Consider the following 21,395-nt stretch of genomic DNA (forward strand, 5'->3'; position numbering starts at 1 on the left):
AGGGTGCAGTATGTCGTTTTAAACAAGAATTTATCTCATAGAGGAGATGATTAAATGGCAACATCGACGTTGAATGTTAATGCAATTATTGACCAAGCAAAATTTACCCCTTTTCACTGGAGCATTCTGCTTTGGTGCTTACTCATTATTATTTTTGACGGTTATGATCTGGTCATTTACGGTGTGGTTTTACCCGTATTGATGCAGGAGTGGTCACTCACAGCAGTACAGGCGGGTATGCTGGCCAGTACGGCCTTATGTGGCATGATGTTTGGTGCAATGCTATTCGGGGCTTTGGCAGATAAAATTGGTCGCAAAAATGTAATCTTGATTTGTGTGACTTTCTTTAGTGGTTTTACCTTTTGGGGCGCATTTGCATCCACTCCGTTTGAGTTTGGGATGTTACGCTTTTTAGCCGGTTTGGGGATAGGGGGCGTCATGCCAAACCTAGTGGCTTTAACCACTGAATATGCACCAAAGCGGATGCGCAGTACTTTGGTCGGGAGTATGTTTAGCGGTTATGCCATTGGCGGAATTATTTCAGCGCTGTTAGGAAGCTATCTGGTAGAAAGCCAAGGCTGGCAAATCATGTTTTTGATTGCTGGTATTCCATTATTACTATTACCGATTTTATGGAAATTTTTGCCTGAGTCACTGACCTTTTTAGTAAAAAGTGGCAAGACTGAACAAGCCTATGCCATTATCCAAAAAATCGCACCAGATCAGGCATTAAGTACTGATACACGCTTATGTTTGAATAAGGATAATCTGGGCACAGGCAGTTCAGCAAAAGCCTTATTTCAGCATGGCCGTGCTTTAAGTACCTTGATGTTTTGGCTATTATTCTTTATGTGTTTGCTGATGGTTTATGCATTGAGTAGTTGGTTGCCAAAACTGATGCTGGCAGCAGGTTATTCATTGGGTAAAAGTATCCTATTCCTGTTGGCGTTGAATGTCGGTGCCATGATCGGGGCAATCTTAGGTGGAATACTCTCTGATAGATTCCATTTAAAACCAGTCATTTTAACCATGTTTGTGGCAGGGGTATTTGCACTGGTTGGACTTGGCTATAACTCTCCAGCCTATATTTTATATGGCTTGGTAACGATTGCAGGGGCTGCAACCATTGGGACTTCAATTCTGCTGTATAGTTATGTAGCACAATATTATCCCTTAAGCGTACGCTCGACAGGGATCGGCTGTGCTTCTGCGGTTGGGCGGATTGGCGCTATCGTCGGGCCGATTCTAACAGGCATGTTACTGACTTTAGGTTTACCGCATAAGCTGAACTTTGTGATGATCGTTATACCATCCATCATTGCAATTTTTGCTGTACTGATGTTGAAACAGCATGAATCCGATAGCGGCAGTAAAAGTGCAGTGAATGCAGCATCGAATATTGCTGAGACTGGTGAAGCATAGTCGTCATTCTTATTTATACAAGAAAGTCGATGGGCTCAGTTCATCGACTTTGTATTCCTTTGCTTGGCGAAGTCAACGGCATGATTCTGGTTTTTAAAATGTTCATAAAGGTTTTTAGAATCATATTGTAGTTTTTGCCTTTATGGGTGATCAGGCAGATCGGAGTACTGTAATGCATCACATCCTGTAAAATGGGTTGCATAAAACCATCTTCCACCCATTTCCTCGCATAATGATCGGGTAAAAAACCAAGAAATTTTCCTGTTAAGATCAGAAAGGCAATACCTTCACGGTCAGTTGCGGTGGCTGAACAGTCTAGTAACTGGTGTAATTGGGTTGCTTCAGCAGTAATCGCATAGTTAGGCAAAACAGCCTGCCAGTTTTTTAAATCCGCTGTATTGATTTCACCTAAATGTTGAAATAGAGGATGGTTTTTGCCGCAATAAAGAAAAGATTTTTCATGATATAAATCAAAATAATCCAGTCCAGATAGAGGCGTAACCAAAGGAATCGCACCTGCATGTAAGCGATTGTCTAAAACACGACATTCAATATCAGACAAGGTGCTCATGCTGATATTAATCATAACTTCTTTGTTTTCTTCGGCCAATACAGCAAGGGTATTGGTAATATAGGCACTGGGCATAGTCACCAAATTGTTGATAATCCCAATATTAAACTCACCTTTGAGCTGATTGTGCATTTGATTGATTTTGGCACGGAAGTCTTCAATCGAAGCGCTAAGCACTTCGATATATTCCAGAATTTCCCGCCCCTCATCTGTCAAAGCAAAGCCTGCTCGCCCTCGTTGGCACAGTCGGATACCAAGCCGATTTTCCAGATCACTCATATGCAGACTAATCGCAGAGCGACTAATGCCAAGGATACTTTCAGCAGAGCTAAAGCTGTGGCAATCACATACCGTTTTAAATATTTTGAGAAGTTTTATATCAAAATCAGTCACTTGATTTAATTTTTTCGGTTTCATTTAGTTTTGCTTTTTTATATCTAAACTCAAGACAATTTGAATTTATCAAAACTATATCGCTCTGTACACTCCAAGCATAACCCCAAAACAAGAAGAGTGATTATGTTTGATATCGATACCTCAAATGACCGAGATGAGGCAATGGAAGCGAGTCCGTCAGATATTCAAATGAGCTTAAATTATCAAGCGCATTGGATGCCATTTTCTGCCAATCGTAATTTTCACAAAGACCCACGCATCATCGTAGCTGCAAAAGGAGCGCACTTAGTTGATACTGCTGGGCGTGAGATTTATGACTCTTTGTCAGGTTTATGGACCTGTGGAGCAGGGCATACCTTGTCTGAAATTCAAAAAGCAGTCAGTTCACAATTGGCAAAACTGGATTATTCACCCGCATTTCAGTTTGGACATCCTTTGGTTTTTCAGTTGGCTGAAAAAATTGTGCAGCACATGCCAGAAAAACTACAGCATGTTTTCTTTACGGATTCGGGTTCTGAGTCAGCAGATACTGCCGTTAAAATGGCACGAGCTTATTGGCGTATTAAAGGCCAACCGAGTAAAACCAAGCTGATTGGACGCGCTCGCGGCTATCATGGCGTCAACGTAGCAGGCACAAGCCTAGGCGGGATTGGTGGTAATCGTAAAATGTTCGGTCAATTGATGGATGTTGATCATTTACCGCATACCTTGCAACCGCATCTAAGCTTTACCAAAGGCTGTGCCGAAACGGGAGGCATTGAGCTGGCCGATGAAATGCTCAAACTGATTGAGTTACATGATGCATCGAATATTGCCGCTGTGATTGTTGAGCCTGTTTCAGGCTCAGCAGGGTGTATTGTGCCACCCACAGGTTATTTAAAACGCTTGAGAGAAATTTGCGATCAACATAATATTCTGCTGATTTTTGACGAAGTGATTACTGGCTTTGGCCGTATGGGCACATGGACAGCGGCTGAATATTTCGATGTAACGCCTGATCTGCTGACCTTCGCCAAACAAATTACCAATGGTGCCATTCCATTAGGCGGCGTTGTTGCAAGCCACGAAATCTATGATGCCTTTATGCAACAAGACTTGCCTGAACATGCGGTTGAATTTACCCATGGTTATACCTATTCAGGGCACCCCGTTGCCTGCGCGGCCGCTTTAGCCACTTTAGATGTACTGGAAAAACAGAACTTGATTACTCAATCTGCGGCCTTAGCGCCAAGTTTTGAAAAGCTGCTGCATGAGTTAAAAGGTACACCAAATGTGATTGATATTCGCAATTGTGGCTTGATTGGTGCCTTACAACTGGCACCACGAGATGGCGATGCCACCATTCGTGGATTTGAAATTGGTATGACGTTGTGGAAAGCAGGTTTCTATGTACGCTTTGGCGGAGACACTATTCAGTTTGGCCCAATGTTTAATAGTACTGAAGCTCAATTATCACGGTTGATGAATGCTGTGGGTGAGACCCTATATCAAGTGAAATAAGTTTTAGCTGTAACACAGTTCGAAGTACATGGAAAATAATACAGAGAGAAGGAATACAAATGAATAATTTAGAACATTTCAATCAAGATCAGTTCAGCAATCCAGATTCAGGTCAAACATCATCAGTAACTCAAATGGCTAGGCATTTCATTCAAGGTGCTTTGGTCACGACGTCCGATAGAAAACAAGCGGTCTATAATCCTGCAACCGGTGAAATTAGCAAACAAGTTGCCCTAGCAGATATGCAATTGGTCAATCAGGTGGTAAAGATTGCAGAGCAGGCGTTCCCTGCATGGCGTGATACGCCTGTGATTAAACGTGCACGGGTAATGTTTAAGTTTAAACAATTACTGGAAGAAAATGCTGAGAAGCTGTGTGAGCTGATCGGACAGGAACACGGCAAGATTTGTCACGATGCCCAAGGTGAATTACAGCGTGGCATTGAAAATGTGGAATATGCCTGTGGTGCACCAGAGTTTTTAAAGGGTGAATATTCAAAAAATGTTGGACCAGATATTGATTCTTGGAGTGAATTTCAGCCTTTAGGGGTAGTTGCAGGAATTACACCTTTTAATTTCCCAGCGATGGTGCCGTTGTGGATGTTCCCGATGGCAATTGTTTGCGGTAATTGCTTTATTTTAAAACCATCTGAAAAGGCCCCTTCAGCCGCATTATATCTAGCTGAATTGCTTCAGCAGGCAGGATTACCTGATGGCGTATTCAACGTGGTGAACGGCGACAAAGAAGCGGTAGATGCTTTATTACATCATCCAAAGATTCAAGCGATTAGTTTTGTCGGTTCAACGCCGATTGCCGAATATATCTATCGTACGGCGACTTCGACTGGGAAACGCTGTCAGGCGCTGGGGGGTGCAAAAAATCACGCCATTATCATGCCTGATGCTGATATTGATAATGTAGTGACCTCATTACTGGGTGCCGCCTTTGGTTCATCGGGTGAACGTTGTATGGCGTTATCTGTTGCCGTCGCTATTGGTGATGAAGTTGCCGATGTAGTGATCGCAAAGCTCAAGCAAGAAATGCAGCAATTGAAGTTTGGACATTATGCTGATGCCAGTAACGACTTTGGCCCGCTCATTACGCAAGCACATAAAGATAAAGTACAAGCTTATATTCAAAGTGCAGAGCAACAAGGTGCTAAAATTGTGGTCGATGGCCGTGATGCCAAACCTGTTGGTTATGAAAACGGTTTTTTTGTTGGGCCGACTTTGATTGATCAAATTTCACCAGAAATGACCAGTTATCAGCAAGAAATTTTTGGACCTGTATTACAAGTGATTCGTGTTGAAACCATGCAAGAAGCTATGCAACTGATCAATGAGCATGAATATGGTAATGGTACCTGTATTTATACCCGTGATGGTGAAGCAGCACGTTATTTTAGCAACAATATTCAAGTGGGAATGGTCGGTATAAATGTGCCGCTGCCAGTTCCTGTTGCTTATCACAGTTTTGGTGGCTGGAAACGTTCATTATTCGGTGATTTATATGCCTACGGTCCAGATGGGGTACGTTTTTATACGCGCCGTAAAACGATTACACAACGTTGGCCATCGGCACAAATTCGTGAGGCAAAACAATTTGCCATGCCAACTTTAAATTAATTTGCACTTAGGGAAAACAACCAGTTTTCCTTTTTTATTTTTGTAGGACTTGAAAAATGTAATTAACGGTTTGATACGTATTTTTAAGGAATAAAATATGAATAGTGATAAAACAACAAAATTAGGTGAAGGACTTTCCAACCGCCATATCACGATGATCAGTATTGGTGGAGTTATTGGTGCAGGTTTATTTGTCGGTTCATCTGCTGCAATTGCCAAAGCAGGGCCCGCTGCGGTATTGGCTTATATCATTACCAGTATTCTGGTTTTTCTGGTCATGCGTATGCTTGGTGAAATGGCCGTTGCACAACCAGATACAGGTTCATTTTCCACCTATGCACGTAAAGCAATTGGCCCTTGGGCTGGTTTTAGTATTGGATGGTTATATTGGTGGTTTTGGGTTTTAGTCATCCCAATCGAAGCGATTGCGGGTGCTGAAATTCTACATGCCTGGTTTCCACAGGTTTCCAGTGCAATTTATGCTTTCGCATTTATTATTCTGCTGAGTTTGGCGAATTTCTTTAGCACCAAAAGTTTTGGTGAGTTTGAATTCTGGTTTGCTTTAATCAAAGTGATTGCAATTATTGTATTTATTTTGATTGGTTTAACAGCAGTTTTTGGATTTTGGCCTCTAGCCAAAGATGTTCGTGGTGTTGGTCATCTATTTTCAAATGGTGGCTTTATGCCACATGGGATGGGTGGGGTTTTATCAGCCATCTTAATTTCTGCATTTTCATTCTTTGGGATTGAAATTTTGTCGATTGCGGCAGCAGAATCTAAAAATCCAGAAGAAAAGATTAAACGAGCCACCAATTTGGTGCTTTATCGTATTATTTTATTCTTTGTGGTGTCTATTTTTCTTGCCGTTGCCTTGGTCGATTGGCGTTCGCCAGACTTACAGAAATTAGGGACATTTCAGTATGTGTTGGTCAGTCTCAATGTTCCACAAACCAAGCTGATTATGGATACCGTGGTATTTATTGCTGTTGCAAGTTGTATGAATGCAGCTGTATATACCTCTTCCCGAATGTTGTTTGCATTGGGTGCACGTCATGAAGCACCCAAACTCGTTACTAAAATTAATGGAGCAGGTGTACCCACGATTGCTGTATTTGCATCGACTTTTGTTGGTGTCATCTGCTGCGCTGTCAATTATCTGTTTCCAGGTCAAGTCTTTGGTTTCTTGCTCTCAACCACGGGTTCAATTGCACTATTGGTTTATCTGGTGATCGCATTTTCTCAGTTACGATTAAGAAGCAAGTTAGAAAAAGAGGGGGCAACTGTTCCTTTTAAAATGTGGCTATTTCCTTGGCTGACATGGTTTGTGATTATCGTGATTATGAGCGTGTTGGGATATATGTTCTTATCACCGCAATATAGTCATGAAACAACATTGTCCTTGAGTGTAACCATAGGTGTCGTGATCTGCGGTCTGATTGTGACGCGTAAGCAGAAAAGTAATAGGCCAGTCGCAGTACCTGTAGACTAATTCAAATTTAAAAAAGCATCAGGTCTTTGTTTAAATGCTGAGGCCTGATTTTTTATAAAAGAAATATGAGCAACTTGCACAAGCGGTCATAACAATCGTAATACCAATAATCTGAAGATTGTTCAGTGGTTATGGATCGGGCAAAGCAGTATTTAGCGGCAGTCGATGAAATTCAACAATGCTATTTCGTTAATGGCGGTGTTTCTTTTATCATTGTGATTTCCAGTAACTTATCGAATTTTGAAACTTTGGTGAGAAGGCATTTGGCAGAGAATAATGACGTTAATATCTATCGACCCTTAATCATTTTAGATCGCGTCAAAGTCAGTTTGGATTGCTGCTTTTAAATTGGATGATTGGTTAGGCTTGACTTGGTTTAGTTGCTATCGTTCCTTAACCAAGCCCGATTTTGTGTGATCAACGGCTCTCTGGAAAAAGTTCAATGCCATTTTCGATTAAACATTGACGCAAGATACTAAAAGCAAACGTCATATCCTGTTCCTGAACACAGGCAAATCCAAGCAATAAACCGGGTTGAATTGGCGTATCTGTACCAGAGTAATATTGAGAGAGTGGACGAACATTGACGCCACGAGAAAGTGCCAGTGCTGAGACTTCAATATCATTGGCATGTTCTGGTAACTTCAGCACTAAATGCAAGCCAGCATCATGATTAAATTCGTGTAAAAATACATCACCCAGATAGCGGTGAATCAATTCAATCAAGAACTTACGTCGTTTGCTGTAGAGCAAACGCATTCGTCTGATATGTGCTGCATAGTGTCCTTCACGAATGAATTCGGCCAAGGCCCGTTGAGTCAATAGATGACCACCACGATATAGCTCAGCCGAAATGGTGCGTAGAGGTTGTACCAATTGTTTGGGCACAACCATATAACCAATACGTAAGGCGGGATAAATCGTTTTACTAAAAGTACCAATATAGATCACGGGTGGATTGTCTTCCAATCCCTGTAAAGATGGATAGGGCTGACCCGAAAAACGGAATTCACTATCGTAATCATCTTCAATGATCCAACTGTTATGTTTTTTAGCCAGATCAAGCAATTTCCTACGTCTAGGTAAACTAAGGTGCGAACCCAAAGGATACTGATGTGAGGGGGTGACAAAAATCAGACGGGGGGGAGTTGACGGTTGCTCTTCAGGTATAATTCCTTCCACATCAACTTGCATAGGAATAATATTTAAGCCATTGATACGCAGAATATTCTTGGCACCCCAATAGCCGGGGTTTTCAATCCAGACATGATCATCTAAATCACACAAAGCACGCGATACTAGATCAACCGCCTGATGGATGCCTTCAGTAATAATGATCTGGTCAGTTTCACAATTGACTGAGCGGGCAATCCGCAGATAGTCCGCCAGTGCCTGACGTAATTCAGTACATCCTCCAGCATTGCTATAAATTAAATTAACAATTTCAGGCTGGCGGCTTAGACGGGACTTAATTCGATTAAATTCAGTATGCGGAAATTCTGTGACATCAGGTGCACCAGGCACAAAAGCTCCCCATTGATAAGGGGAGGCTGCTGCATGTTGAAGTAAATTTGTGCCACGTTTGGAGAGTGTGCCATTTGGATCGATTTTAGTTGTTGCAGGATGAATGGGGGCTGTACCAACTTGAGTATAGCTTTCAGGCAGGTTTTCTGAAACCCAAGTGCCTCGACCTGTATGTGCCTGAATATAACCTTCAGCCCGTAACTGTTCATAGGCATTGAGTATGGTATTACGTGAAACATGTAGCTCATTGGCCAAATCACGGGAAGCAGGCAGACGAGTATTGGGTGCAAGAATCCCTTCTAAAATGGCATCTCTTAAACAGTGAAAAACCCGAGCAGGTAAGGTTCCTTCACTGATCTGTTGTAAGTGCTGTAACAGGTAGTCGCCCAACAAGGTACGCAATTGGCTCTCTCCTTTAGTCCTAAAATGGCTCTCGTCTATTCCCTACAAAAGGTACACATTAGGTACCTATAGCGCATTTTAACGTTGTTTCAGCAAGTTTCTTTTTCGATGAAGCCGTTTAAATGCCCCAAAAGATTATTGTTTAGTCGTGTAGAGGTAAAAAATGGATGCAAAGCATATTGCAATAAATGCTCGTAAACAGCAAGCAACACCACGTGGTGTTGGAGTCATGTGCCAATGGTATGCTGAACGCGCGAGCAATGCGACTTTATGGGATATGGAAGGCGATGAATATATCGATTTTGCGGGTGGAATTGCCGTTTTAAATACAGGACATTGTCATCCGAAAGTGATTGCTGCTGTAGCTGAGCAATTGAATAAATTTACGCATACGGCTTACCAGATTGTACCTTATGAAAGTTATGTAGCACTGGCTGAGCGTATCAATGTACGAGCACCTATTGAGGGTCCTGCAAAAACAGCATTTTTTACCACGGGTGCAGAAGCGGTTGAAAATGCAGTGAAAATTGCACGTGCTGCGACAGGTCGTCACGGTATTATTACATTTGGCGGCGGTTTTCATGGTCGTACTTTTATGACCATGGCCATGACGGGGAAAACAGCACCCTATAAACGTGACTTTGGTGTGATGACGGCAGGGGTATTTCATGCACGTTATCCTGTTGCTTCTAAAGGTATTACGGTTAAAGATGCCTTGATTAGTTTAGAAGAAATTTTTAGTGAGGATATTGCAGCACATGATGTCGCAGCCATCGTGCTCGAACCTGTACAAGGTGAAGGTGGTTTTAATGTCGCACCTGTAGAATTCATGCAGCAATTACGCAAGATTTGTGATGAACACGGTATTCTGTTAATTGCCGATGAGGTCCAAACGGGTTTTGCACGAACGGGTCAATTGTTTGCTATGCAGCATTATCCCGTCAAAGCTGATTTGATTACGATGGCAAAAAGCTTAGGTGGCGGTTTTCCACTGTCGGGTGTTGTCGGTCGTGCCGAAGTGATGGATGCACCAAACCCAGGTGGTTTAGGTGGTACTTATGCAGGCAATCCACTGGCGATTGCAGCAGCCCATGCCGTGATTGACGTGATTGAAGATGAACAACTATGTCAGCGTGCCAATACTTTAGGCGCAGAATTAGTGGCTATGCTCACAGCAGCCCAGAAACATGCCAAAGATATCATTGATATTCGTGCTTTGGGTTCGATGGTTGCGGTTGAGTTTGGTGATCATGCAACGGGTCAACCGAAACCAGAAGTGGCTAAAGCCATTCAGCAATATGCAATGGAGCAGGGCTTATTGCTTTTAACCTGCGGTAAGCATGGCAATGTGATTCGTTTCTTGTATCCATTGACCATTCCTGAAGTTCAGTTCAATCAAGCATTGGTGATTATTCAAGATGGTATTGCTGCACAACAACCTGCATCGCAAAAGCGTGCTGGAGCTGAAGCATGATTGATTTTGGCTTACAGGCTTTATTAAAGCATCCAGATATTCGCTTTGATGCAGCTTCGACAGAAAAGCACTTTGTCGTTGATGATGCTGCTACAGGGCAGGCTTTGGCTTGGGTTAAAATATCAGATCAAGCTGATGTGGAAGCCGCTATTGCTCGTTCAGCCATTGCACAAGCACAATGGCAGCAGCAAACGGCTTTGGTCCGCGCTGACATTCTATTGGCTTGGTATCAGTTGATTTTACAACATCGTGAAGCTTTGGCGCAGATTCTGACGGCAGAGCAAGGCAAATCGTTAGCCGAAGCACGTGGCGAAATTGGTTATGCTGCTTCATTTATTCGCTGGTTTGCGGAACAGGCGCGCCGTGTTGATGGTTCTGTGTTAACCCCAGTTCAATCTCAACAGCGTTTGATTGTACTTAAGCAAGCGATTGGGGTGACCGCAGCAATTACCCCGTGGAATTTTCCAGCAGCCATGATCACCCGAAAAATTGCACCGGCTTTGGCTGTTGGCTGTTCGATGTTGGTTAAACCCGCAGAACAAACGCCATTAACTGCGTATGCGTTAGCCGTTCTTGCTGAGCAAGCGGGTTTACCTACGGATTTATTTATCCTGATTAGTGGTGATGCGGTAGCAGTCGGACAAACCCTGTGTGAAAGTGATACGGTACGTAAACTCAGTTTTACAGGCTCAACCGATGTTGGTCGTATCTTAATGAAACAATGTGCGCCAACTATTAAAAAACTTTCACTAGAACTGGGCGGCAATGCACCTGTCATTATTTTTGATGATGCGGATGTCGAGCGTGCAGTGCAAGGCATTATGGTTAGCAAGTTCCGTAACAGTGGACAGACTTGCGTTTGTGCCAACCGTATTTATGTTCAAGCGGGGATTTATGAGGCGATTTGTGAACGCTTGAAAGTTTCGGTTGAACAGCAACTTCGTGTTGGTGACGGGCGGGAAGATGGTACGACCCAAGGCCCGTTAATTGACCAAGACGCAGTCGAAAAAGTGCAATTACATATTGCCGATGCATGTAGTAAAGGAGCTTCAATTGTTGTCGGTGGTCAACCACATGCATTGGGTAAAACCTTCTTTGAACCGACTATCTTAAGAGACGTAACACAGGAGATGAAGGTTGCTAAGGAAGAAACCTTTGGCCCATTGGCTCCTTTATTCCGTTTCAATGAAGAAGCTGAGGCTATAGCAATGGCCAATGATACCGAGTTCGGCTTAGCCAGTTATATCTTCACCAAAGATGTAGCACGTCAATGGCGTGTAGGTGAAGCCCTGCAATATGGGATGGTTGGTGTGAACACTGGACTGATTTCAAATGAAGTTGCGCCTTTTGGTGGAATTAAACAATCAGGTCTAGGCCGTGAAGGCTCTCAATTCGGCATTGAGGAATATCTCGAACTGAAATATATGTGCGTTGATATTTCATAAATAACAGAAGTTAAAGACCTAAATGTGCAGAATCTGCGCTTTAGGTCTTTTTTATGATTAAAATCGATACGCTGTGAATAAGAATAGAAGTGTTGTAATTTTTTTCTATTCTATAATTAATACAATTTAAGTGAATTAAATAATTTTTTAACTTCATATCTATATTCGTTATTATTTAAATTTTTCAAAAAAATAGCTCGTATTTGAGCTAATATTTTGATTTTTACTTATAATAAAATCCGTGGGTGAAATATTTCTCTGCTACATAATAGTTTATTTTTTTTGCTGAGAAAGATATTTTAATCGTTTTACGATAAGTATAGATATATTCTAAATTTAAGACATAAAATTAATCTCTATACTTTTATTATCTGATTATAGTTTTATTTGTGGGAGAGTTGTTGTTTGTTTGGGATTTTGTCCCAATCTGTTTTTGTTTTATGTCTCATATGTGTTTATATTTTTTAATGCTTTCTTGTGTGCAGAAAAAAGATCTTGGTGTTAATTTTTAGTGTTTTTAATGTTGGTTCATCTTTCTTTATTTTTAATATGATGACTCTTTTATCTTTTGAGATTTGATAGTGAAGAAATGGATTTGCAAGAATTGTGGTTTGTACAAAAAGATTATTCCAAGTCATATTAAATCAGGTCGAAAAGTTTTTTTTATACAAAATGTCGATAATATAAACAAGACAATAAAGAAAGGTGCTGTTGTTAGCCGAAATAAAGATCTGCTTATTGTGCTGAGTGGTAGTATTTTATATATGGTTAAAGATATTGATGTTTACCCCGAAGATGCACCTGTGTATTTTGTATACAATATGTTTGGTGCATGCGAGTGTACAACCAAGTAAGGCCATACTTTTTATATTTTATAGGTTGAAAATGGCACGCAAAGTCAAAAAATTAAGCAAAGTGTCAAGTTATATCAGGCAAGGGCTTTATACTTAAAAAATTAAATAGTTCCAAAATTTAGATGTAAAAATCCATGGTTAAACTTGAATTGATAAGTTTTATCCAATACTAAGGGGGCATTACATCAATTTCATGGTTAAAGAAACCGTGTATGGAGCATGTTTTGAAAAGGAATAGATCCGATGCCTAGATGTGTAGTCATGAAGCAAACTTTTAATGCACCTATCGACTTTATTTTTCTACTTTTTTCTAAACACCGAACATTCAATACAGTGTTGTGGCCGCTGCAATCCGTAGTGATAAAAACTTCTAACGATGCTCATAATACTGATGGGATCGGTTCAATTCGAAAAATGGGAATAGGTCCTTTAAAACCGATCCAAGAAGAAATTACCCAAAGCATGTCAAATCAATTGATTGAATATAAAATGTTAAAAAATAGTCTGTTTTCTTATCATTTAGGCCGATTGGAATTTGAGCAGGTTGGTGAATGTACAAATTTAACCTATAGCATTTGGTTGGATAGCAAGATTCCTTTCGTTACAAACATTGCACTTATACAGCTTAAGTCTTCGGCTACATATGTTTTGAAAAAAATTGCAACTCAAATGAATCAATTTAAGATTAAAGCGCTATAACTTTTTACGACATGGCATTTTAACAAAAAAAATGGACAAAAATTAATCTGAAATTACTGCTATTCGATATTCTGCATCAGAATTTCAGCAATATTGTATTTAAGGACACATCATGAATTTAAGCAAAAAGACGATCATTATTACGGGTGCTTCAAGTGGAATTGGCGCAGAGGCAGCGATTCAACTTGCTCAAGCAGGAGCAACGGTTTGTCTTATTGCGCGTCGTGCTGATGAATTACAAAAGATTCAGGCTACGATTCAAGCTCAAGCGGGGCAAGTCTCTATTTATCCAGCAGATATCACTGATGCTGAGCAGCTCAAAGCATGTTTAGATAAAATATTGTCTGAACATCAAAAGATTGATGTGTTAGTGAATAATGCAGCTCGCTCTATTAGACGTCCAATCTTGGAATCGCTTGATCGCTTACATGATTATGAACGCACCATGCAGATCAATTATTTTGCAGCAGTGAATATGACACTGCATTTATTACCTCATTTTCTAGCCAATGCTTCGGGTCATATCGTTAATATTTCAACCATGTCAACGCAAGTTCCCATTCCTTTATTTTCAGCCTATCTGGCCAGTAAATCGGCACTTGAGTCTTTTTCTCGTTCACTTTCGATGGAACTCAAAGGCAAAGGAATTGATGTCAGTATTGTTTATTTTCCAATGGTCAGAACACCAATGTCATCTAAAACGGCTATTTATAAACATATGAAAATGCTAGATACACCTGCCGCAGCGGGGTGGATTGTAAAAGCCATAGAAGAAAAATCTTATCGTGTCAGCAGCAAAACGGGCCTTGTTGCAAATGCCTTATTAAATACAGCACCGACATGGATGATGAATCTGTCCCGACCGCTTTTTCAGTTAATGGATAAGCGCTTAAAAAGTAAATTGAAGACAGATCAATTGTGATGATTGAAGTATGAAAATTTGAAAAAAGCAGCTAAAGCTGCTTTTTTCTTATCCTTTAATAGATAAATTTAGAAATCTTATCTGCACTCTGAATCACTGTATCGGCAATTTCATTTCTAAAATAATGTTCATTATAGCTGCCTAAAGGACAACTGACTGAGAGTACCGCCGCCATTTTATGAGTGGATTGTTTAAAAATCGGTGCAGCACAAGCCGCCATATCGTGATTGTAATGTCCCCAACTGACCATAGAACGTTGAGTTTTGACAAAACTGAGGCGTTGTAACAACTCCTTTAGATTTTTTGGTGTGAGTTCTGAGAATGTATCCCATTGATTAAAGTTTTTATAACGATCACGAATTTCCGTTTCGCTGAGATCTGCCAACATCATTTGCCCAATCACGGTGGCATGTGCAGGCCAGCGAGTGCCTAACCCAATGTTGCTAGTAAAGGTGCCATTGGATTGAATGTTATTAATAAATACAATATGTGTGCCTTCCAAAATGGATAAATGCACAGCCAGCTGTGTTTGATCACGCAGTTCTTTCATCAATGGTGTGGCTAAATCTAATAAGGATTGTCTAGATAGACTATTAAAGCCAAGCTCCATAACTTTTGAATCTAGTGCATAGGTTTTTTGCGATGCCTTTCTTAGAAAACCACAAGATTCCAAGGTATAGATCAGTCGAAATGCACTGGAACGGTTTACATCTAAAATCTCGGCAATTTCTGTGATGGTCATTTCTTGGGTTTGTTGATTAAAAGCTTGCAAAATTGCTAAGCCACGCACTAAGCCAGGGACTAAATAGCGATCATCATTTTTTGTGAGTTCAGATTCTTGAGAGTCTGTTTCAATACTTGAATTCATCAGTTTAATTTTCCTACAAAAAAACGCAAATCATAAAAATTTAATTTTCTTAGGATTCTATTCTAACGGTAAAGCATAACTAAAAGATAGTTTTATATATGAAACATAATTTTCTAAACAAAACGTAAAATAATGTGTAATAAATATCAAATTAATGATTTTTAAAGATTTATATTATTTGACATAAAAAACAGCATAGGAGTATTCTTAATTAAAGTTTGTTATATCAAATAATGTTTTATATATAAAACAAATGAGGATGCAAGGATGAGTTGGATCTCAGTTTGTCAGCAAGACGACATTACCGAAGACGAGCCGAAAGCCATTGAAGTCGACGGTAAGAAAATTGGCGTATTTTTCATCGATGACAATTACTATGCCATCGAGAATGTTTGCCCACATGCCTTTGCCTTGTTAACAGAAGGCTTTATCGAAGATCAAACAGTGGAATGCCCATTGCATGAGGCGATCTTTGATATCCAGACAGGTGAATTGAAGAGTGGACCAGGATGCCGTGATTTGTGCACTTATCCTGTACGTGTTGAAGGGCAGGACGTTCAAATTCAACTATAAGTTTTATTTTAAAGGATGGAATCTCATGAAAACTTTTAATGAGAAGCTAGCGAACTGGATTGATGCCACGCCAGCGACCGAAGCAGGGATTAACAATATTCAAATACCGGGACAGGCAGAGTTACTGGTTTGGCAAACACGTTATAAAGAGCCAACGGTCTATGAACAGGATTTTGTTCAACATCTCATCAAAGCCTTTTCTACAGGCGTCACTGAACTCACTGATTTAGTCCAGTCTTTAAACCAGCAAGGTTTTCGCTGTGAATCTGGTGAGCTTTGGACTTCTGAAAAGTTTTCGGAAGAAATGCAACGTTTAGGTTATTAATTCAAGGAAGAATAGTGATGAACGCAGCAGTATCAGTTACTCCAAGTGTAGAAGAGTATTTAGATTTAGGTTTACGTGATCAGTGGCATCCTGTGTTAGCAAGCTGGGAAGTGGCTGCAAATCCAGTCGGTATTACCCGTTTAGGTGAAAATATCGTGGTTTGGCGTGATGCCGAAGGTCAGGTTCATGCTTTGGAAGATCGCTGTCCGCATCGTGGCGCCCGTCTTTCTTTAGGCAGGAATCTGGGCAATCGTGTGGCTTGCTGGTATCACGGTGTTGAAGTTCGCCATGATGGTGTGGTGGAAGATGTGCCTGCGGTACATGATTGTCCAATGAAAGGTACCTCATGTGTGAAAAGCTATCCTGTGATCGAACAGCATGGTGCAATTTTCATGTGGTTCGGTATTGATGCCAATGAAGCACCTAAGCCGCTAGATTTTCCTGAACAACTGGCAAGTGAAGAATGGAGTTCATTCTTGTGTCAGGCGGACTGGAAAGTAAATCATCAGTATGCGATTGATAATGTGATGGACCCGATGCATGGGAGTTATTTGCATTGCACGTCACACTCAATGGCAGAGGGCGACCGTACTGCGGAAATGAAACACCGTTCAACGCCAAATGGTTTTGTTTTTGAGAAAGAAGGCCAAATTGGGGTGAATTTTGACTGGGTTGAATATGCCAATACCGGTGCAAGCTGGTTACGCCTCTCAATTCCGTATCGCAAAGACTTTGGCCCAGGCGGCGAGTTTTGGATTGTGGGTTATGCAACGCCAATTGATGCCAACAATACCCGTGTATTTTTCTGGCGCTGTCGTAAAGTCAGTGGCTGGCAACGTAATGTCTGGCGTTTCCTTTACCGTAATCATTTAGAAAAATTGCATTGGGATGTATTGGAGCAGGATCGCATTATTTTAGAGAATCTTGCACCGAATGCACGTCAACACGAATTCCTTTATCAACATGATGTTGGTCTCTCTCGTTTACGCCGTTTAATGAAAAAAGAAGCGGAAAAACAGTTAAAGAAAATTGCCGCATTGCATAGCTCAAATCGTATTGGAATGCAGGAAGAAGTTCATGGTTAATGTCGCATTGTTACAGGACAAAAAAGTCCTTGTCACAGGTGCGGCAAGAGGCTTGGGTCGAGACTTTGCACAGGCGATTGCGGAAGCAGGCGCTCAAGTGGTCATGGCTGATATCTTGACTGATCTGGTACAAGAAGAAGCCGTCGCTTTGCAAGCACAAGGTTTAAAGGTTGATGCAGTGAGCATTGACTTGGCAAATGTCGATTCGATCCAGCAAGCAGTTCAGCAAGTAGCTGAGCGCATGGACGGAATGGATGGATTGGTGAATTGTGCCGCCCTTGCAACCAATGTTGGCGGTAAAAGCATGATGGATTATGACGCAGATCTTTGGGATCGGGTCATGAACATTAATGTGAAAGGCACTTGGTTAGTGACCAAGGCTGCGGTGCCTTATCTCAAACAGTCCAGTGCAGGCAAGATCATTAATGTGGCTTCGGATACCGCGTTGTGGGGTGCTCCCAACCTCATGGCCTATGTCGCCAGCAAAGGTGCCTTGACTGCAATGACACGTTCCATGGCCAGAGAACTTGGGCCATTCAATATCTGTATCAATACGCTTTCACCAGGATTGACTTTGGTTGAAGCAACCGCCTATGTGCCGCAAGAACGTCATGATTTATATGTGAATGGTCGTGCGATTCAACGTCAGCAATTACCGCAGGATTTGAACGGAACAGCCCTTTATTTGCTATCAGATTTGTCCTCGTTTGTGACAGGACAGAATATTCCAGTAAATGGCGGTTTTGTCTTTAATTAAGGAGTCATCTCATGATTACAGGGATTGAGATTTTAAAGTTTGGCGTTGAGGACAGAGCTGCTTCAAATAAATTTTTGGCAGATTTCGGTCTCAAGCAAAGTCAGTCAGATATTGAAGGGACGGATCATTACCAGACACAAAATGGCAGCAAGATTTACTTATTTGATTGTGATGATCATCGTTTACCAAAAGCCATTGAGTCAGGTTCAACTTTACGTGAAGTGACATGGGGGCTAGATGATGCGGCACAGGATTTGGCAAATTTAGCACTTCGCTTAAATGATATAGACGGTTATCAAGCCAGTGCGGATATGGTGCAGTGTACAGATCCGAATGGCATGACGATTCGCTTTCAGAAAAGCTTTACCCAAGATCTACCTGCATTAAAAACAGAAGGCATTAACCAGTACGGCAATGTACAACGTGTCAATGCAGCAAGTCCTGTCTATGACAAAGGACAACCTGTTGCGATTGGTCATGTGGTGTTTTTCACGCCTGATTTAGTAAAGACGGAACAGTTCTATATTGAAAAACTCGGTTTCTTCTTGTCGGATGCTTATCGCAATCGTGGTGCATTCTTACGCTGTCGTGGTAAAGGTTTCCACCATGACCTGTTCTTGCTTTCAGTGCCCAATAAACCTGCTGGACTCAATCACGTGGCATTCGTGGTCCGTGATATTCATGAGGTGATTGGTGGTGGGTTGCACATGAACCGTTCTGATTGGTCGACTTTCATTGGTCCGGGACGTCATCCGATTTCCTCAGCTTACTTCTGGTATGTCAATTCACCGCTCGGTGGCGCATTCGAGTATTACACCAATGATGACTACCTGACCGAAGAATGGCAACCACGCATCGAAGAACATCGTCTGGAACTCTTTACAGAATGGGCGATTGAAGGCGGTCTGGATGATCATACCCGTCGTCAGGTTAAACCTGCATAAGTACAGATCAGGCAGGGAGAACAAGCTATGGAAAGAATCGTAATTGTGGGTGCAGGACAAGCCGCGGGTTGGGCAGTCAGTACTTTGCGCCAGAATGGATATTCAGGTGAAATTCATGTGGTCTCAAATGAAGACCGTGTGTTTTACGAACGCCCACCATTGTCAAAACAGGTACTTTCAAAAGAAGCCACTTATGAAAGCTTGCATCTGTTTTCTCCAGAGCAGGTGCAGGACTTTAACATTCAGTGGCATAAGCCAGCGCTTGCTACGCAGGTGGATCGCCAGCAGAAGCAGGTGGTTCTGGAAAGTGGTCAGGTTTTACCGTATGACAAATTGCTGATTGCTACAGGTAGTCGTGCGCGTGTTCCTGTTAATACATGGCAGTTTATTCCCAATGTGGTGACTTTACGTAATGTTCAGGATTGTGAGCGTTTAGCCGAAATCTTGCAGCATTCACAAAAGTTAGCCGTGATTGGTGGTGGCTGGATTGGTTTGGAAATTGCAGCGACCGCACGTAAACAAGGCAAAGAGGTTCATATTTTTGAATATGGCGATCGTCTGTGTGCACGTAGTGTTAGCCCTGATGTCTCTGAGTTCCTGAAAAACATGCATGAGCAGCAGGGTACCCAGATTCATTTAGACAGTAAAAATCTGCATTTGATTGAAGCGGGACAGCAAAAAGTTGAAGTGGTGAATCATCCAAATGTAAGTGAACTGTTTGATTGTGTGGTTGTGGGGGCAGGTGCAGATATTGCCAAAGAGCTTGGTGTCAATGCGGGCTTGGACGTGAAAGATGGCATTGTGGTGAATTGTTTTGGGCAAACCTCTGACCAAGATATTTATGCCGCAGGTGATGTTGCGATTCATCCGGGGCTTGGGTATTGCATCCAGTCATGGGCCAATGCACAGAATCAGGCGATTGCCGCAGCAAAGTCAATGTTAGGCATTGAAACCGAATATAGCGATATTCCATGGTTATGGTCAGATCAGTATCACTTCAATATTCAGATTTTAGGTACGTATCAACCTGAAAAAACAGGGCAGATTGTGGTTCGAAAAAGCGCAGATGATCAATGCAGTTATTTATATCTGGATGAGCAAAACCGTTTACTCAACATGATCGCAATCAATGATTCAAAACTGGTCAAGCTGGCAAAGCGTTGGATGCAGTCCAATACCGAGTTAGACCCAAAATTATTAGCAGACCCTGAATTTAATGTCATGAAATTAAAACCATAAACATTAGATCCGGTTCATGACTCAATCGAAGGAATGAAGTATGAGTAATGAAGAGAAAAGTGGATTAAAGCATTGGGTTCCTGCTTTTGTCCTGATGGTATGTGTCGTTCTGGCATTTTTCGACAAAATCAGTATTGCGGTCTTGTTTGCTGACCCGCACTTCCAAGGTGCGATGGGGATTGCTCAAGATAAGGCAAAACTCGGATGGCTCATGACCAGCTTCTTGTTGGCTTATGGCTTCTCCTCTGTCTTTTTGAGTTTCCTCGGCGATATTTTTAATCCGAAGAAAATGCTGTTCTGGAGCGTCGCATCGTGGGGCATTTTAATGTTCTGTATGGGATTTACCACCAACTATACCGGTATGTTGATCCTACGCGTTTTGCTCGGTTTGGCTGAGGGACCTTTATTTGCACTAGCTTACGCCATCGTGAAGCAAACTTATACCGATCGCCAGCAAGCACGTGCTTCGACCATGTTCTTATTAGGAACACCGATTGGTGCATTCTTGGGTTTTCCAATTACTGCTGCGGTCTTAGCAAAGCATGATTGGCACACCACATTCTTTGTAATGGCAGGTTTGACCGTAATTGCATTGCTTGCGATTGCTTTTGGCTTGCGTAATTTACAACTCAAGAAAACCATTGAACTGGAATCGACCAGCAAACGTCTGAATTTCAAAGGTCATATTCATAACACCAAAGTGCTATTACAGAATCGTGCGTTCTGGCTGGTGTGTATTTTCAATATTGCATTGATGACTTATCTCTGGGGCTTAAATAGCTGGGTGCCTTCTTATCTGATTCAGGACAAGGGCTTTAATCTCAAAGAGTTTGGTTTTTATTCAAGCCTTCCATTTATTGCCATGCTGATTGGTGAAGTGATGGGTGCTTTCCTTTCTGACAAGTTAGGCCGCCGTACTGTTCAGGTTTTCAGTGGCCTGTTGGTGGCAGGCATCTTTATGTATGTCATGGTCATTATGACTGATCCGATTCTCGTGATCGCAGCAATGTCTTTAAGCGCAATGGCTTGGGGCTTTGGTGTCGCAGCAGTATTCGCGTTACTTGCTCGTGTAACAACTGCCGATGTTGGTGCAACTGCGGGTGGGATTTTCAACGGAATGGGTAATTTTGCTAGCGCAATTGCACCTGTTCTGATCGGTTACATCGTGATGCAAACACACAGTTTTAATTTAGGAATTACCTTCCTGGCAGCCGTCGCTGTGATCGGATCGTTCTTCTTAGTTCCTTTATTGAAACGTTATTAATCAAACTATTGAACAAA

The 21,395-nt window shown here is 41.7% G+C and carries 19 protein-coding genes and 1 pseudogene; 17 read left to right on the top strand and 3 right to left on the bottom strand.

The features are described from left to right. Positions 1 to 54: 54 nt before the first annotated feature. Complete coding sequence (locus tag F909_RS10235; RefSeq protein WP_005150669.1) at positions 55 to 1,422, top strand: MFS transporter; 1,368 nt, start codon at positions 55 to 57, stop codon at positions 1,420 to 1,422. 40 nt (positions 1,423 to 1,462) lie between these two features. Here the strand turns inward: F909_RS10235 and F909_RS10230 are convergent, their stop codons facing one another. Then, a complete protein-coding gene (locus tag F909_RS10230; protein WP_005150674.1) occupies positions 1,463 to 2,410 on the bottom strand; it encodes a LysR family transcriptional regulator in 948 nt (315 codons plus the stop codon). Positions 2,411 to 2,506: 96 nt separating this feature from the next. Here F909_RS10230 and F909_RS10225 point away from each other — a divergent pair, with 96 nt between their 5' ends. From F909_RS10225 to F909_RS10210, 4 genes and pseudogenes are all read left to right on the top strand, one after another. After that, positions 2,507 to 3,889: an omega-aminotransferase AptA gene (locus F909_RS10225; protein WP_171067288.1), complete on the top strand. Its 1,383-nt coding sequence runs from the start codon at positions 2,507 to 2,509 to the stop codon at positions 3,887 to 3,889. A 59-nt stretch (positions 3,890 to 3,948) separates the two neighbouring features. Next, complete coding sequence (locus F909_RS10220) at positions 3,949 to 5,514, top strand: CoA-acylating methylmalonate-semialdehyde dehydrogenase (RefSeq protein WP_005150678.1); 1,566 nt, start codon at positions 3,949 to 3,951, stop codon at positions 5,512 to 5,514. A 97-nt stretch (positions 5,515 to 5,611) separates the two neighbouring features. Next, positions 5,612 to 7,003 (top strand): amino acid permease, encoded by a 1,392-nt coding sequence (locus F909_RS10215; protein WP_005150679.1) that lies wholly within the window; start codon positions 5,612 to 5,614, stop codon positions 7,001 to 7,003. Positions 7,004 to 7,113: 110 nt separating this feature from the next. Continuing rightward, positions 7,114 to 7,350 (top strand): annotated as a pseudogene (locus F909_RS10210) (Lrp/AsnC ligand binding domain-containing protein); the annotation flags it as partial. Between the two features lie 70 nt (positions 7,351 to 7,420). Here the strand turns inward: F909_RS10210 and F909_RS10205 are convergent. Next, entirely contained in the window at positions 7,421 to 8,929 is a 1,509-nt protein-coding gene (locus F909_RS10205) for a MocR-like pyridoxine biosynthesis transcription factor PdxR (protein ID WP_005150685.1), read from the bottom strand. 163 nt (positions 8,930 to 9,092) lie between these two features. On the opposite strand from F909_RS10205, the gene F909_RS10200 reads away from it, so the two are divergent. The 5 genes from F909_RS10200 to F909_RS10180 all read left to right on the top strand — a co-directional run bounded on the left by F909_RS10200 (position 9,093) and on the right by F909_RS10180 (position 14,323). Beyond that, a complete protein-coding gene (locus tag F909_RS10200; RefSeq protein ID WP_005150687.1) occupies positions 9,093 to 10,403 on the top strand; it encodes a 4-aminobutyrate--2-oxoglutarate transaminase in 1,311 nt (436 codons plus the stop codon). Continuing rightward, on the top strand, positions 10,400 to 11,848 hold the full coding sequence (locus F909_RS10195; protein WP_005150688.1) for an NAD-dependent succinate-semialdehyde dehydrogenase: 1,449 nt from the start codon (positions 10,400 to 10,402) through the stop codon (positions 11,846 to 11,848). The genes F909_RS10200 and F909_RS10195 overlap by 4 nt, the downstream gene beginning before the upstream one ends. A gap of 581 nt (positions 11,849 to 12,429) precedes the next feature. Next, positions 12,430 to 12,702 carry a hypothetical protein gene (locus F909_RS10190; RefSeq protein ID WP_005150689.1) on the top strand — a complete coding sequence of 91 codons (273 nt, stop codon included), beginning with the start codon at positions 12,430 to 12,432 and terminating at the stop codon, positions 12,700 to 12,702. A 243-nt stretch (positions 12,703 to 12,945) separates the two neighbouring features. Continuing rightward, positions 12,946 to 13,401: an SRPBCC family protein gene (locus F909_RS10185; RefSeq protein WP_005150690.1), complete on the top strand. Its 456-nt coding sequence runs from the start codon at positions 12,946 to 12,948 to the stop codon at positions 13,399 to 13,401. 112 nt (positions 13,402 to 13,513) lie between these two features. Next, the gene (locus F909_RS10180; protein ID WP_005150692.1) at positions 13,514 to 14,323 is read left to right on the top strand and encodes an SDR family NAD(P)-dependent oxidoreductase; all 810 of its coding nucleotides are present in this window, start codon (positions 13,514 to 13,516) and stop codon (positions 14,321 to 14,323) included. A 55-nt stretch (positions 14,324 to 14,378) separates the two neighbouring features. On the opposite strand, the gene F909_RS10175 is transcribed toward F909_RS10180, so the two are convergent. After that, a complete protein-coding gene (locus tag F909_RS10175) occupies positions 14,379 to 15,191 on the bottom strand; it encodes an IclR family transcriptional regulator (protein ID WP_005150696.1) in 813 nt (270 codons plus the stop codon). Positions 15,192 to 15,458: 267 nt separating this feature from the next. Here F909_RS10175 and F909_RS10170 point away from each other — a divergent pair, with 267 nt between their 5' ends. Genes F909_RS10170 through F909_RS10140 form a run of 7 tightly spaced genes read left to right on the top strand, consistent with a single transcriptional unit; the run spans position 15,459 to position 21,378 of the window. Beyond that, positions 15,459 to 15,764, top strand: a complete 306-nt coding sequence (locus F909_RS10170) for a non-heme iron oxygenase ferredoxin subunit (protein WP_005150698.1) — start codon at positions 15,459 to 15,461, stop codon at positions 15,762 to 15,764. Between the two features lie 25 nt (positions 15,765 to 15,789). Further along, positions 15,790 to 16,089, top strand: a complete 300-nt coding sequence (locus tag F909_RS10165; protein ID WP_005150701.1) for a recombinase-like helix-turn-helix domain-containing protein — start codon at positions 15,790 to 15,792, stop codon at positions 16,087 to 16,089. Between the two features lie 17 nt (positions 16,090 to 16,106). Then, positions 16,107 to 17,174, top strand: coding sequence for an aromatic ring-hydroxylating oxygenase subunit alpha (locus tag F909_RS10160; protein WP_005150703.1), 1,068 nt, complete (start codon positions 16,107 to 16,109; stop codon positions 17,172 to 17,174). Next, positions 17,167 to 17,931 (top strand): SDR family oxidoreductase, encoded by a 765-nt coding sequence (locus tag F909_RS10155; RefSeq protein WP_005150705.1) that lies wholly within the window; start codon positions 17,167 to 17,169, stop codon positions 17,929 to 17,931. Before F909_RS10160 ends, F909_RS10155 begins: the two co-directional genes overlap by 8 nt. An 11-nt stretch (positions 17,932 to 17,942) precedes the next feature. Beyond that, positions 17,943 to 18,875 carry a VOC family protein gene (locus F909_RS10150; RefSeq protein WP_005150707.1) on the top strand — a complete coding sequence of 311 codons (933 nt, stop codon included), beginning with the start codon at positions 17,943 to 17,945 and terminating at the stop codon, positions 18,873 to 18,875. A 27-nt stretch (positions 18,876 to 18,902) separates the two neighbouring features. Beyond that, a complete protein-coding gene (locus tag F909_RS10145) occupies positions 18,903 to 20,114 on the top strand; it encodes an NAD(P)/FAD-dependent oxidoreductase (protein ID WP_005150709.1) in 1,212 nt (403 codons plus the stop codon). 40 nt (positions 20,115 to 20,154) lie between these two features. Next, complete coding sequence (locus F909_RS10140; RefSeq protein WP_005150710.1) at positions 20,155 to 21,378, top strand: MFS transporter; 1,224 nt, start codon at positions 20,155 to 20,157, stop codon at positions 21,376 to 21,378. Positions 21,379 to 21,395 lie beyond the last annotated feature (17 nt).

This window comes from Acinetobacter sp. ANC 3929 (assembly GCF_000369405.1).
GTDB lineage: Bacteria > Pseudomonadota > Gammaproteobacteria > Pseudomonadales > Moraxellaceae > Acinetobacter.

Excerpts from the sequence above, each read along its gene's own strand:
- F909_RS10175 (WP_005150696.1), bottom strand. The coding sequence starts at position 15,191 with ATGAATTCAAGTATTGAAACAGACTCTCAAGAATCTGAACTCACAAAA.
- F909_RS10195 (WP_005150688.1), top strand. The coding sequence starts at position 10,400 with ATGATTGATTTTGGCTTACAGGCTTTATTAAAGCATCCAGATATTCGC.
- F909_RS10145 (WP_005150709.1), top strand. The coding sequence starts at position 18,903 with ATGGAAAGAATCGTAATTGTGGGTGCAGGACAAGCCGCGGGTTGGGCA.
- F909_RS10235 (WP_005150669.1), top strand. The coding sequence starts at position 55 with ATGGCAACATCGACGTTGAATGTTAATGCAATTATTGACCAAGCAAAA.
- F909_RS10170 (WP_005150698.1), top strand. The coding sequence starts at position 15,459 with ATGAGTTGGATCTCAGTTTGTCAGCAAGACGACATTACCGAAGACGAG.
- F909_RS10185 (WP_005150690.1), top strand. The coding sequence starts at position 12,946 with ATGCCTAGATGTGTAGTCATGAAGCAAACTTTTAATGCACCTATCGAC.
- F909_RS10215 (WP_005150679.1), top strand. The coding sequence starts at position 5,612 with ATGAATAGTGATAAAACAACAAAATTAGGTGAAGGACTTTCCAACCGC.
- F909_RS10220 (WP_005150678.1), top strand. The coding sequence starts at position 3,949 with ATGAATAATTTAGAACATTTCAATCAAGATCAGTTCAGCAATCCAGAT.
- F909_RS10180 (WP_005150692.1), top strand. The coding sequence starts at position 13,514 with ATGAATTTAAGCAAAAAGACGATCATTATTACGGGTGCTTCAAGTGGA.
- F909_RS10165 (WP_005150701.1), top strand. The coding sequence starts at position 15,790 with ATGAAAACTTTTAATGAGAAGCTAGCGAACTGGATTGATGCCACGCCA.
- F909_RS10160 (WP_005150703.1), top strand. The coding sequence starts at position 16,107 with ATGAACGCAGCAGTATCAGTTACTCCAAGTGTAGAAGAGTATTTAGAT.
- F909_RS10230 (WP_005150674.1), bottom strand. The coding sequence starts at position 2,410 with ATGAAACCGAAAAAATTAAATCAAGTGACTGATTTTGATATAAAACTT.
- F909_RS10200 (WP_005150687.1), top strand. The coding sequence starts at position 9,093 with ATGGATGCAAAGCATATTGCAATAAATGCTCGTAAACAGCAAGCAACA.
- F909_RS10155 (WP_005150705.1), top strand. The coding sequence starts at position 17,167 with ATGGTTAATGTCGCATTGTTACAGGACAAAAAAGTCCTTGTCACAGGT.
- F909_RS10140 (WP_005150710.1), top strand. The coding sequence starts at position 20,155 with ATGAGTAATGAAGAGAAAAGTGGATTAAAGCATTGGGTTCCTGCTTTT.
- F909_RS10150 (WP_005150707.1), top strand. The coding sequence starts at position 17,943 with ATGATTACAGGGATTGAGATTTTAAAGTTTGGCGTTGAGGACAGAGCT.